10 protein-coding genes are annotated in these 13704 nt (G+C 45.2%); 3 read left to right on the forward strand and 7 right to left on the reverse strand.

The genetic code is table 11. The features are described 5' to 3' along the window. The first annotated feature begins 101 nt into the window (after positions 1–101). Positions 102–2054: a response regulator gene (locus CHA6605_RS28685; RefSeq protein ID WP_015162850.1), complete on the forward strand. Its 1953-nt coding sequence runs from the start codon at positions 102–104 to the stop codon at positions 2052–2054. A gap of 359 nt (positions 2055–2413) precedes the next feature. Then, positions 2414–2830, forward strand: coding sequence for a DUF1816 domain-containing protein (locus CHA6605_RS28690; RefSeq protein WP_232432151.1), 417 nt, complete (start codon positions 2414–2416; stop codon positions 2828–2830). Between the two features lie 109 nt (positions 2831–2939). Here CHA6605_RS28690 and CHA6605_RS28695 read toward each other — a convergent pair whose 3' ends face one another. From CHA6605_RS28695 to CHA6605_RS28705, 3 genes are all read right to left on the reverse strand, one after another. Next, positions 2940–3167 (reverse strand): hypothetical protein, encoded by a 228-nt coding sequence (locus CHA6605_RS28695; protein WP_015162852.1) that lies wholly within the window; start codon positions 3165–3167, stop codon positions 2940–2942. 279 nt (positions 3168–3446) lie between these two features. Continuing rightward, positions 3447–5768, reverse strand: coding sequence for a GumC family protein (locus CHA6605_RS28700; RefSeq protein ID WP_015162853.1), 2322 nt, complete (start codon positions 5766–5768; stop codon positions 3447–3449). 278 nt (positions 5769–6046) lie between these two features. Continuing rightward, positions 6047–7984 carry a glycoside hydrolase family 55 protein gene (locus CHA6605_RS28705; protein ID WP_015162854.1) on the reverse strand — a complete coding sequence of 646 codons (1938 nt, stop codon included), beginning with the start codon at positions 7982–7984 and terminating at the stop codon, positions 6047–6049. Positions 7985–8255: 271 nt separating this feature from the next. Between CHA6605_RS28705 and CHA6605_RS28710 the strand changes: the two genes are divergently transcribed. Beyond that, a complete protein-coding gene (locus CHA6605_RS28710; protein WP_015162855.1) occupies positions 8256–9494 on the forward strand; it encodes a glycosyltransferase family 4 protein in 1239 nt (412 codons plus the stop codon). A gap of 10 nt (positions 9495–9504) precedes the next feature. Here CHA6605_RS28710 and CHA6605_RS28715 read toward each other — a convergent pair whose 3' ends face one another. The 4 genes from CHA6605_RS28715 to CHA6605_RS28730 all read right to left on the reverse strand — a co-directional run bounded on the left by CHA6605_RS28715 (position 9505) and on the right by CHA6605_RS28730 (position 13683). Continuing rightward, on the reverse strand, positions 9505–10674 hold the full coding sequence (locus CHA6605_RS28715; RefSeq protein ID WP_015162856.1) for a glycosyltransferase family 4 protein: 1170 nt from the start codon (positions 10672–10674) through the stop codon (positions 9505–9507). A gap of 6 nt (positions 10675–10680) precedes the next feature. Next, positions 10681–11829 (reverse strand): glycosyltransferase, encoded by a 1149-nt coding sequence (locus CHA6605_RS28720; protein ID WP_015162857.1) that lies wholly within the window; start codon positions 11827–11829, stop codon positions 10681–10683. Between the two features lie 162 nt (positions 11830–11991). Continuing rightward, positions 11992–12639, reverse strand: coding sequence for an ElyC/SanA/YdcF family protein (locus CHA6605_RS28725; protein ID WP_015162858.1), 648 nt, complete (start codon positions 12637–12639; stop codon positions 11992–11994). 6 nt (positions 12640–12645) lie between these two features. Next, positions 12646–13683, reverse strand: a complete 1038-nt coding sequence (locus CHA6605_RS28730) for a phytanoyl-CoA dioxygenase family protein (RefSeq protein ID WP_015162859.1) — start codon at positions 13681–13683, stop codon at positions 12646–12648. Between the last annotated feature and the right edge of the window lie 21 nt (positions 13684–13704).

Genomic DNA, 13704 nt, shown 5'->3' on the forward strand with positions numbered 1-13704 from the left:
ATAATACAGCAACACCAAATTTCAAAACCAGAAACATCATCCTCTTTCAATACTGGCATACCTATGGCACGATCGATCGACAGTATTCGGGAGATGAGTTTATGAGAATTCTAGTGGTTGAGGACGATCCGGCCATTGCTTTCCTCATCGAGACTCTTTTAGAGACTCACAAATACACCATCGATTTGGCTAGCGACGGCCAAGTAGGTCTCGACCTGAGCGATGCTTACGCATATGATGCGATCCTGCTGGATGTGACCTTACCCAAAAAAGATGGGGTGAGTGTCTGTCGCGAGATTCGCGCCCGAGGCAATAGCGTCCCGATTTTACTACTGACTGCGCTAGATTCGCCAGCAGATCGCACGCGGGGACTAGATGCTGGGGCTGATGATTATTTGGGCAAACCGTTCGATCGCAACGAATTACTCGCGAGAATTAGGGCACTATTGCGCCGCTCGCACGATTCTACACTTCCGATTTTGACCTGGGGCAGTTTACAACTCGATCCAGTGAGTACCACTGTCACCTTTGACGAGCGATTAGTCCCCTTAACGCCAAAAGAATACTCCTTACTAGAACTTTTTTTACGCAATAGCAAGCGGGTATTTAGCTGTAGTGCCATTCTCGATCGCCTGTGGTCGGAAGACAGTCCCAGTGAAGACACTATCCGCACCCATATTAAAGGATTGCGACACAAACTTAGAGCCGCTGGTGCCGCAGCCGATTTTATCGAAACGGTTTATGGCATTGGTTATCGACTCAAACCCCTCGAAGCACCAGGGACGCCTCTACTGACTGAGGCTTGGGAAAAATTCAAAGGACAAGTATCCGAGCAAGTCGCTACCTTAGAGCAATTAGCCCAGAAAGTTTTAGATCGAGAGGTTCTACCCGATTGGCAAGAGCGCGGTAAGCAGATCGCCCACTCGCTGACTGGCTCGCTCGGTACATTTGGCTTTTCCCTGAGTTCGGAATTGGCTCGTCAAATTGAAAAGTTATTAGGCGAGCCACAAGATTGGAGAGCCGATCGCGGACGATTGCTATACTCGATCGTCACAGCTCTGCGAGAAGAGTTAGAGAGATCGGCACCTGTCGCCAATCTCCCAGGTTTTGAATCGGAGTTGAAGCTGGATATTCTGTTAGTCTCAGCCGCAGATCCACAAGGCGAGCGCATCCAATCTCTGGCGTCAACACGAGACTGGCTCGTGCAAATCGTGCCGACGATCGCCGCCGCTCGTTCGCAATTGCAACAGTATCGCATTCGCAGTATCGTGTTGACGCCAGATGCGCTCGACCGGACGGAGGAAGTTTTGCGGCTATTAGTCGAAGTCAACAAACAAGTTCCGCCGATTCCGGTCATTGCCCTGACTGCTGCTAGTTTGCACCCAGCGATCCGGCAATTGGGGACTTTGCAGCCAGTCGATCCCTTGGGGAACGTCGATCCGATCGAGTCGATCGAGCGAGCCATTGCTGAGGCCGAGTCCAGTCAGACTCATATTTTGGCAGTCGATGACGATCTGAAGATTTTGGCAATTTTACGCGCTTTATTAGTCCCGTGGGGTTATCGCGTGACGACTTTAGCCGACTCCCAAAAATTATGGGAGGTGTTGCCCATTACCCAGCCAGATCTACTGATTTTAGATGTAGAAATGCCGCTCGTAGGCGGCTTAGATGTGTGTCGATCGATCCGCGATCGCCCAGAGTGGTCGCATTTACCGATTATTGTGCTGACTGCGCACACCGAACCGACCTTAATTCAACAAGTGTTTGCGATCGGGGCGGATGATTTTGCCACCAAGCCTGTAATCGGGCCAGAAATTATCGCCCGGATTACCAATTTGCTGGAGCGTCAGCAGGTGCAACGATTGAAAACCGATCGCAAGCAGCAACAAGTGGCAACCGCTCGCATCCAGCTAGCCGATCGGGTCAAAATTCAAGCCGCCTTGATGGCGATCGAGGCTGCACTCCAATCCGAACAACCGTTCCAGCCCGATCGGCATCGTCAAATCCTAGAGCAAGTAAACATCTTACGCCAATTATTATTGCCTGATTTGTAATCTCACATCTTGCACCAGCCGAATCCCCTCTTCCCCAATACGGTTCGGTTAAGCAAATATATTAGTCCGCGTAGGCGACGCGCGCTCCTCGGCTTTGCCGAGGGTTTAGCGCGACAAGACAGCGGACTTTGCATCATAAGCGGCGGTTTCAACCGCTGACCAAATCACTAACCGAACCGTATTGCCCTCTCCCCTATCCACAACAGGTAACAAAACTACAAACTGAGCGGGGTGTCATAGGCTGTCGCTTTTGACTACTCCTCGCCGTGAACGGCGGGGATTCCCTAGCTTCGCAACTAGGTTTTCTGTAAAATTAGATTGGGCGTTGCTGAATTGATGTATGAAAAGTTAGAGAGTGTATGAAAACAAGGAATCATACATTAAATCAGCAATACCACTTTTTACTACATTCTGTAGCTCGATCTTTCTTCACAAGTTCTTCATCTAATGGCGGTACCATTGTCAGACAACTAGTCGATCGAAAGAGGCTCGTTCTTATGGACAGCGACAACTACAAATCTCTGATATCTAACGCCCGAGATTATTGCACTCCAGCTTGGTGGATCGAAATTTTTACCGCACAGCCCAAATGTACCTATTATTTTGGCCCATTCGATCGGATCTGGGAAGCTGAAACGGCAGTCTCTGGCTACTTGGAAGATCTCCAGAGCGAACTCGCCCAAGGTATTCAAGCGCAGATAAACAAATGTTGCCAGCCCGATCTCCTGACAATCGAATACGATCCGAGCGATAATTCCCCATCCCAAATGGTCTGACATCAGCCTACTGCTATTCGATAACTCGATCGTCACTTGGCAACTTACTCCCTGCCCACTCAAGCAATAGGCAATTCGTTCGTTTATCCACCGATCTCTATTCACTTAATTAGGGATTGACTTTGAAACTTGCGATCGTGGAACTCAAACGCTTTGCTTTTAACCATCTATATGCTAGATATTGGGGTTGATTATTACGTCCATAAAGATAGTTATATCGAAAGAAATCTTGGCCTTCAGCAGGAAATAAATCGATAAAAACTCTTGCGGCTGATAGATAATCCGTCGCTCCAGCTATTGCTAGTTGCTGTTGTCTGTCAGGAAATTTTTTAACCACGATCCGATCGATCCTTACAATTTAGGTGTAAATAAATTTGGTGTGTAAGTAGATGTTAGAAATACATCTACCAGCCGATTTGCACTAACGATCGTCAAACATACGATCGATTTTTGGCTGGCTTTACACCTATATTATCTCCGCGAAAATACTTTCAACCTCAGCTAATTGACGCAACACAATTTTGACCACAGATAGATCGGTATCTAGTGGTCTACGGCGTAAATCTAGGTAATTTTGATGGGGAGGGAGCGAGGAACGTTTAGCGGTAAGGCTGCGCTACGACCGCACTTTCCGTTTTGTTGAATTCTGCCCGTAGTTCGCCACGATCCCCGGATCGTCAACCATATTCACAACCGTACCCAAAACTGCAACTTTAGAGACTTCCAAGGTTCTTAATGCATTTCTCAAGGCTTCGCGGTGAACTTTGCCAAGCCTGGTAACCATTAAAAGTCCATCAGTTTGGGGGATTAATAGTAGTGAATCTGCAAAATTCAGCGGTACGGTATCATAGATTACTAGATCGAAATTATGCTCGCAATTCTGGACTAGCTCCTGCATTTTTTTTGAACTTAAAATACTAGTCGGATCTAAAGTCACAGAACCTGCCAGGAGCACGAATAAGTTTGTCTCCCCAGGTAAGAGTTGTACTGTATCCATTAGCTTCGTCGTTCCAGCAATTACATCTGTCAGGCCCTCTAGTGTCTCTCTATTATGGTGTCGATCTACTAGATTTTGCAAACTGGGCTTGCGCAGATCGGCATTAACTAATAATACCCGCTGACCCATGGCCGCCGCCGCTTGAGCGAGTTGGATGGCGATAGTTGTTTTACCCTCATTGGGTAATGCCGAACTCACAACTAGCGATCGAATCGGCAGATCCGGATTGAGGAGGCGCAGTTGTGAATTTAGGGCGCGGAAGGACTCAATGAATGGCGAGAATCGGTAGTGATGGACGATCTCATCGTCTTCACTCAGCGGGGGAAGTATCCCTTTGTCTTTTCTAGAATTAGCATGTTTGAGGGCCTTCCGTTCATCTTCTCGCTGCGGAATTAATCCCAAAATAGCAATATTGATTTCTTCTCGCAAGTCTTTAATTGAATAAATAACATCATTCATTTTATCGACAACTAAAGCAGCCCCACTCCCGATCAGCAAGCCAAGAATCGAGCCTAAAACTACATCCTTTAATAATCCAGAAGATGATACCGCGCCAACTGAAGGAGCTGCAATTATCTCCCATGGTACTTCTTGACGAGCTGCATTGATCATCAACTCTTCACGTTTTTGCAGAAACTTGCTTAGTTGTTCTGTGGCAATCTTTAATTGTCTTTGCAGATTTTCATATTGACGAGAGATGATTGGTAGCTTACCTGTTTCGGTAGCTAGGATTTGACTTGCTTCATTTAGACTTTTGAGCTTGGCTTCCAAAACTTTCACTTGGGTAGCAACAGCGATAAACTGCTTGCTCAGATCTTGACGCAGTGCATTTTGATAGGGCAGAGATTGGGCGTTGGGAGTACTCTGAGATAGGTTGCTACCCAAGAGGCTATCGGATTTTGCCTGTAATAGCGGCAGCAATTTTTTTCTTTTTTCCCGCAGCGAAATTATTTTCGGATGCTCGTCTGTCAATTCAGCCGATAGACCCTCTAATTCCACATCAATGTCCTGAATTTGTTTGACCAATTGTTGATATCCAGGAGCCTCACTCAGCACTGAAGCTGCTTCAGCACTTTTTGGCTGAAGTTGAAGCTGCTGTTCCAAAGAGCGATAGAGTTGTTTGGCTTTGGCTAACTCTACTTGCGTTGTTTGTTGCTCTTGCTTGGTGTTGCTCATTTGAACGCCAAGTTGAGATCCTAATGTAGTTGGATCGATTAGCTGATTTTTTTCGCGAAAATTCTGTAATGCTGACTCTAAATAGCTGACTTGAGTTTTGACGTTGGGTAGTTGGTCGTCTACAAATTTAATCGCTCGACGCACATTTGTTTGGCGTTCGCTCAAGCTATATTGGATATATGCATTAGAAACGAGATTTAGTACCTGTTTTGTCTCATTTTCCGATCGAGAGGCATATCGGACTTCCAGAATTTTAGTTTCTGTTGTGTCTTTAAGGCGACCAATTGTTAGAGATGCCTTGAGTTTTTCGTAAGAAATTTGTGGATAAGTGGGTTTAAGTTTGGTAGCTACAGGAAGTAAAATTTTACTGCTTAGAAGTAATTGGATTTGAGTTGGATAATCTAATGTAGTTTTTGAAGAATGGGCACCGTCTAAATCTTGGGCTTCAACACTTGCCCGAGTGCCAGTTACCGCAGAAACTACTTGACCCTCTACGGTAACTGGCTCGATCAATACTTTGAAGCTGCCTTCATACGCAGGCGGTCGAGTGCGATTCCAGACGATCGTGGCCCCGGTGGCGAGGATAGTGATTGCAATGACGATCCGAATCCGTCTCTGGATCGCACCAAAAACTTGACTGAAATCTAAACCACCTTCATCGGAGTTAGTACCGAGTGTATCGGCATTGAGCATACCGCTGTGCGATTGCCGATTTAGATGACTTTCCTGCCCATTATCTTCACCCGGTTTTACGACAATACTCATTTATAACTAACCCTAAAAAGTCCAAGCAGGTTGAAATACTTGTCAAAATGTATCCTTAGATACAATCTGTAGTGAGCAACTTCTCAACACGAGCCGATCTCGATCGCAACAGCCGTTAAGTATTTCTATCTCTAAGTTATTACTCGGAGTTGACACTCGTCAATTTTAACAATTTGAATACCTATTTGTGCGACAATTCAGCTATAAAGCCGATCGTACGATCTTCACAACTTGACGCCTTTATCGAGTACTAAGTTGTCGGGAAATCCCGCTCTCGCCTATTTTTCGATCGGATATCCAACATAAAGTGGGATCTGTTTGCCACTACCTACATAATTGGGCAAACTGCTACCAGTTAGATCGCGGACGAGCTTACCCCTTATTTCCCTGACATAGGTTGTATAATTTGGACTACCACCATGATTAACTTCTCCCAAGGTAATTGAGATGGAAGAATCATTATTGATAAACATCGGATAGTTCTGCGTTCCATCTGGGCCGACTGTCGTGCTATAAGCCAAACCGCCTAGCAACTCAGTTTTACCACCACCTTTCGTATCGATAAGCGTGCCACCCCGCTCGGTTTTTAGTCCCAAAATCCATAGTTTCCCACCGTTATTGGTGATGTGAGTGCCTGTATTTTCGACGTTAAACTGTCTAGCCCACACGTTTTGTCGATTAAATGTCCAGGTTTGCCAAGGGTTGGAGACCACATTTTCGATAAATACATCTCCCGATCCTGTCATGTTACCAGATACATTCGTAGCGTCGCGAATAACCAGCGTTCGTGACGAAGCATTTTCTAAAGTTGTAGTGGGATTGTAACCACTGCCGATGCGCTCGAACACGACGATCGGATTTTTCCCACCAATGACTTTAAAGCCAGGATTAACTGTCTTTGGGACCTCAACGATCGCCTCTGTACCAACTATCCGCCGGACATTGTTACGAATTAAGATCGTCTTGTTTAAATGATAGACTCCAACAGGCAAGTAAACGGTAGTCTTCCCCGAATCAATGGCAGCCTGGATCGCGGCTGTATCATCTTTCCCATCACCAGGAATCGCCCCGAAGGAGCCGACATTCGCCCAAGCAGTTTGAGCTGGATTATCCCAAGGAACATCAGGAGTTTCTTTAATTGGCAGATTGAGTGTTTGCCGTGGTGATGGGAACTGATTTATGGTTCCTCCAGAAGATATAAACTCAGCGATCGTCGCACCGACTTGAGGCCGATCCTGATTCTGAATTGCGACTTGATAGCCTGATGTTTTGAGGTTGCGGACAAGCAGGTCGAGCGGGAAATCGCTGCGAATTGCTGGTTGACGCGAAGCTGCACCAGTACCGTTCAAAGCAGAATCCAGCAAAGTCATTCGCCCACCAGCGTTGTAAATAGCGGTGACAGTATTATCACTTTTTAAACCGCGAATATTGACGATCTGACCTGTATTATATAAACCATAAACGCTCTGATTTTGAAGCGAAATGTTTTCAAGTGTTTGACTGTTAATCCGAAAGCCAGTTCTGATCCCATACTGAAATCCGATTACGGTCAGGTTCTTGACTAGGAGGGGGCCGATTTCATCGGCAAAATTCATGTCTAGACCATTAATACCCTGCCCATCCTGAGATTGAATGGTGACGTTGCGGAGCGATCCTTGATTATTGGCGTTAAACTGAATGCCGATCGCTCCAGGATTATTAGTTCCCGTATCGACAGTGAGATTGCGAATCGAGTTACCAAATCGCTGGGCAGGAGCGGGACCCGTGAAAATAACTGCTTTGGGGGTAGTGGCGATCGTAAAGCCTGCCGCACTGTCTTTGAGCTTGATAGTTACACCGCTCTGGCTCTGTCCTTGCAGGATGGTATTCTTATATTCGTTGCCTTTGCCCGGTGTACCTGGTGGCCAGACGATCGTTTGGGAGACCAAGTAGGTGCCATTGGGCAGATAAATAATCCGCCCACCGTTGGGGTGAGCATTTAGTAAAGATTGAATTGCGGCTGTGTCGTCGGTCATACCATCTCCCTTGGCCCCAAAGTTCTTGACATTGAGTACGCCAGCATCTGCTGGGAAAACAATATTCTCCCGATGGCGATCGATTTTATTAGTTTTATTGAGTTTGTATTGTCTGTTTTGCTTGCTCGCAGAGACAAAACCCAGTGGCAAGATCGAAATTGCACCTAGAATTAATAATTTGACAATTATTGAAACTTTCATGTTTGACAATTTAGATAAATTAACAACACGTCCTTCGATCGAAGATTAAAAGTCGTAAGTACAAATTTGTTCAAAGATCGGCTTTTATGCGGAATTATTTGACTGAAATTTTTGATAAGATTAGATAATAAATTAATGTATCGTTCGAGCGATACTTTGTCTGTATCTATGTTTGACTGATGGAGAATAAAGCCGATCGGATGAAGGGTCTATGATTCTCAAAATTGATAGCTGAGTTTGTGAGTAAATTAACTTTCTTTTGTTTAGAACAGTGAAACGATTAAAAGTTCTAATATCTGCTTATGCTTGTAGACCCGGAGAAGGTTCCGAACCTGGAGTTGGTTGGAATGTCGTTCGAGAGTTGGTCGAGTATCACGATCTTTGGGTACTGACGCGATCGGATAACCGGACATCGATCGAATTAGCATTAACCCGCGATCCTTTGCCGGGATTGCATTTTATCTATTGCGATCCCCCTCTCCTCGTTCAAAGGCTAAACTACAATTACAAGTTAGTTCATTTGCATTACTACGCATGGCAAATTGCTGCATACATGGTAGCCCGTAATTTACATAAAGAAATAAATTTTGACATAGTACATCACGTTACTTATGTGAGGTATTCATCGCCTAGTTTTCTCGCGCTCCTGCCCGTGCCGTTTATCTGGGGGACAGTTGGTGGTGGCGAGTCAGCCCCTAAAGCTTTTTGGGAAGATTTTAGCTGGCGGGGAAAAGTTTATGAGTTGACCCGTAGTTTAGCGCACCGGATCGGGGAACTCGATCCCTTTACGCGGTTGACTGCTCGACGAAGTATCCTGGTACGCGCGACAACGGAGGAGACAGCCACTCGGTTGCGTCAAATGGGTGCGAAAGATGTCGAGATTTTTCCAGAATCAGGCTTGTCCGAGGTCGAAATCGAGCAGTTAGCTCAAATTCCATTACCGATCGATCGATCCAACATCCGCTTTATCAGTATGGCAAGACTGCTGCATTGGAAAGGACTGCATTTAGGCATTCGTGCCTTTGCTCGCGCAAATATTCCTAATAGCGAGTATTGGATTTTAGGCGATGGTGTTGAAAAACAGCGATTAGAAGCCTTGGTGGTAAGCTTGGGGATCGAAGATCGAGTAAAATTCTGGGGTCGCCTCCCACGGCAGGACACTTTACAAAAACTAGCCGAATCTACTGTATTACTTCATCCGAGTTTGCATGACTCTGGGGGCTGGGTCTGCTTAGAAGCTATGGCAGCAGGTCGCCCCCCGATCTGCTTGAATTTGGGAGGTCCAGCAACTCAAGTAACCACAGAAACTGGTTTTAAAATTTCGGCTCAAACACCCGATCTCGCAGTGGCTGGTTTGGCAGCGGCGATGACTCAATTAGCTGGGGATCGGGAGTTATTGGCGAGCATGAGTCAGGCCGGACGAGAGCGGGTGAAGGAGGTTTATAGTTGGCAACACAAAGGTTACCTATTAGCGCAGCTCTACAGCACAATTGGGTGTGTTGATGAATAACGATCGAATTTTAGCTCAGACGCTGATAAATTTCGATTAACTGTTGGTAATTTTGGGTAGCTGTATACTTAGCTTCATATTCAGCGCGGGCGCGAGCGCGCATTTCTAGGACTGAGTTGGGATGGTTCAAACACCATTCAACTTTTTCAGCCAAGTCTTGAGGATCGCTAGGGTTAAAACACAGTCCGGTTTGATAAGGATCGATCAGCTCGGCGATCGCCCCGATATTAGATGCAATTACAGGTGTTCCTTTGGCAAATGCTTCGATCGCCACCCGACCGAAAGTTTCATACCATTTTGATGGGAAAATCAAAAACATCGCCTCGCCCATCAACCGATGCACCTCTGCAATGGGTCTTTTTCCCAGCCACTCGATGTGTGGCATTCGCTCGATCGCGTCCATCACCAGTTCTGCTAATGGACCCTCCCCAACAATCTTCAAAGGAACTTTATCACTCAGACGTTCCCAAGCAGATAGCAGGACATCCAAGCCCTTTTCGACTGAGAGTCTACCAACATACAAAGCATAGCCACCACTCCCGCTGCCAACTCCTGGATCGGGGTGGACAAAATTAGGCTTAACAATCATTTTATCGGCGGGAAAACCTGCCTCGATAAATTTCTGACGGGCAAACTCACTCAGGGTAATAAATAAATTGACTCGATCGAACCAAGTGCCGATCGTGCGATGTAAGGTCAACATCGCAACAGTTGCCGCCGTTGCACCGCGATTCTCTCGATAGCAAGCATGGATAATTCCTGGGTAAGGTATCGATTTTCCCAAGCAATCCTCACAGACGCGACCATCTCGAAAAAACAGTCCATTTGGGCAAATCAGCCGATAGTTTCGCAGCGTTTGAATCACAGGTACGTCCTCTGCTTTAGCTGCGTAATAGACTGAGGGAGAAATCAACGGGAAAAAATTCTGGACATGGATCGAATCGTAACGGTTTTGCTTGAGTTTTTGTCGAACTGCCTGGTAGGACTCTTGAGACCACACAGTTTTTAGAGCCAACTGAGCTAAATTGAGATCGTCAATTCGGTTATTACTCTCTTCATAGAAATCGACTTCATGCCCCATTTCCTTTAGTAATCTTTCTTCCGATTCACGAGACTCATCTTCACCTCCACGAATTTTATAGTTATTGTGAATACTCAAAATACGTAATCGATCTTTCATTTTTTTCTACTTAAGAGCCTTATTCTCTAGTACAGATTCGTAGATGTTCTCTAAAATTCTTGTTTGTTTTTCCAGATTAAAGTTTTTTTGAACATGCTCTTTACCATTGAGACTGAACCGCTGCCAAAGTTCGGGATCTTCAAGCAACCGCAAGATCGATTCTGCTAATCCAGCAATATCTCGCTCGGCGGTCAGAAAACCTGTTTCGCCGTGAATTACAGCTTGCGGAATACCTGCATGATTTGAAGCCACCACAGGTAACCCCATGGCTTGGGCTTCTACGACCACAGTCGGCAGTCCTTCGGAATCTCCGTTAGCCGCAGTAACACTAGGCACGACTAACAACATCGATCGATCCATCCAACTTTTGACTACGGATTGTGGTTGAAATCCCAAAAATTGGTAGCGACAGAGGAGTTTAGAGGCTAATACTTCTAGTTCGGGTCTTAGCTCTCCATCACCAATTAGAATTAGTTCGATTTCGGTTGCAACTTTTTGGACTTCAGCCATCGCTCGAATCAGATATTCACACCCTTTCTTTTCTGAGAACCGTCCTACAAACAGAACGATCGGCTGGCGCGACAATTTTGCTGGCTCGGATTGAAATTGCTCGATGTCAACTCCCAGCGCATGAGTGATTACTTTTTCTGAGGGAAAACCCTGTGCTATTAATCTTTGTTTGATGAACTCAGAAACGCCTATAAATAAAGTCGCTTCACATTTTAGAGCTTCACGTCGCTTGAGATAAATTCTCGTGCTTAAAGAATTTTTTCGAGCATAACTATCGGTCATCGTAGCATCGAGTCCATGAAAAGTAACCACCATTGGCACATTGAGTTTAGCTTTTAATGGTAAGGCTAAAGCACCACATACTCCAAAATGAGCATGAATTAAAACCGGATTGAGTTTTTGTATTTTTTTATAGAATTTTGGTGCAAATCCATATATTTTAAACAGCACTTCCTCGACAACCCCAGGGGCACTACCCTGGTTCACAACGAGGGTACGCTCTGGTGGTAAAGATAGCCCTCGAACTCTCCGCGCCCCAACATAATAAGGAGTGAATTTTTGTAGTCCCTCTCCCTGCGCGCGGATAAAAGTTTCGGATGCGGAAAGTAGTCTACCATTAAAGACAATGATATTTGAATTAGACATTTTTAGTGATTTTGATTTACCGCGATCGCAAATTGCTGTAATAAAATATTGATGTATATATCATTATAGATCGAAACATGTTTCATGATATTTTAATTATTTCAGCAGAATAGCTAATATGTGAATATCGCTGAAGGTGAAAGACTGCGTAGGTTTAGTTACCTAAAAATTGAAGATGCGGACATACAAGTAAGCGAGGAGTTCGGAAATGACCGTCCGCACCCCTTCACTAGAATGCCACCAACTTTTCGGATCGTAGTTTAATGGTTCGCAGGAGACAATCCCGATATGTATCTCCGGTTCGAGAATATCTTTAAAAAGTAGCCAACTCCGACGGGCATGAGCACCAAAAGAAAACAGATTTATTGCTGTTACTTCTAGTTCGGAAGTTGCTAACCAGCGAGCCAGGATTGCCGCAGAGCTAGCAGTGCGATCGGGCGACTGACTGAGATCGGCAACTATTGTCAGGTGTTGGGGATCGACCCCTAGCGCAATTAAAGTTGCCGCAGAGAGTTCCGCAAAGTTTGCATATTCTGATAGATAAGACCCCCTGGGAATTGTACCGCCAATAGTAATCAGTTTATGATAAGCACCATCTTTGAATTCCATGGCTGCTGACTGGAGTGCATAGTCTGGCAACCATCCTTCCACAACTAATACCTCTGCCTCGATCGGTGAGTTTTTAGACAAAAAGACATGAATATTGAAAATTGACAAACCGATCGCCGCAATTAGACAAGTTGTTAAAAATGCAAGTGCAAATATTGCTATTTCGTCGATGCAAATACAGAATGTAGCGATCGGCATCATATTAACTTACCAATTATCAACCCTCATGTAATTTTTAGGAATGTATCGACCAATAATTGGGTATTTGTCTCTCCAAGTGAGATAACCTTGAAGCTCTGGTGGCAACTGCTTATCGAATTCGACAATTTGCCTACTCGAAAGGGGCGATCGATCGCAGAAGAAAGGATTTTTGGGACGGTAGCTAAAATAGTGAAAAAATATCGCCGATCGATCGGTGTGGATCGGCGGCTTTCCGCGATGATAGTAGCGTGAAGTGTCAGTGAAAATCACTGTTCCAGCTTTACCAACACAAGAGACAAACCAATTAGTGGATGTGTTGTTTAGCATCTGTTGCATTTCGGAATGAGTCAATCCCTTGTATCTGGGGAGAGTTTCCAATAGCCACCTATTCTTGACCGAAGTGACGCACTGATAGGGACCGCCGGATTCATCAACATCGTTTAAGTAAACGGCAACTTTGATCATTCGCCAGTCTTCCTTGTCACGGTGCCAAATCCGAGGACCTGCATCTCTACCATCGGCCACGCTATAGTAAAAGGATAAGCCACCATAACCGACAGGTAAGCCTAGATAGCATTCGACAATTTTGAGAATTCGCTTTGAAAGTCCCCATTCAAGAATTTCAGGGTGTTTTAATAAGAGATCTGCATTTGCCATCAATGTGTGTTTGCCAGCATGACTATGAGAGCGTGACAGTTGGGCAAGTTCTTTGGTAATCGGCTCGGCAGCGTCCAAGAGTTTTTGACTATCAGGAATCGCCAAAACCTCTAATGATGTGATGCAAATACCTTCCTGCTCCAGTTGCTCAACAATAGCTAGTTCGCTAGCCTCGAGCTTTGGTAGATGTTCTTGGTGTCGATCGCGCCACTGTTGATATCGAGGTAACAGTATCCATCTCTCGAACCAATCGTTACTATTAATCAGACAAGCCAGATCGGACGGGAGGCTTAATATTTTGTTAACGAACCGATTGATTAGATGATAGAGAGGATAAAGATTATTAAAACGGAGATGCTGGAGCTGAAATAAGGTATTTGCACGCATGATGATTTACTGATTCTAATT

Origin of the sequence: Chamaesiphon minutus PCC 6605 (genome assembly GCF_000317145.1) — a bacterium.
Taxonomy (GTDB): Bacteria; Cyanobacteriota; Cyanobacteriia; order Cyanobacteriales; family Chamaesiphonaceae; genus Chamaesiphon; species Chamaesiphon minutus.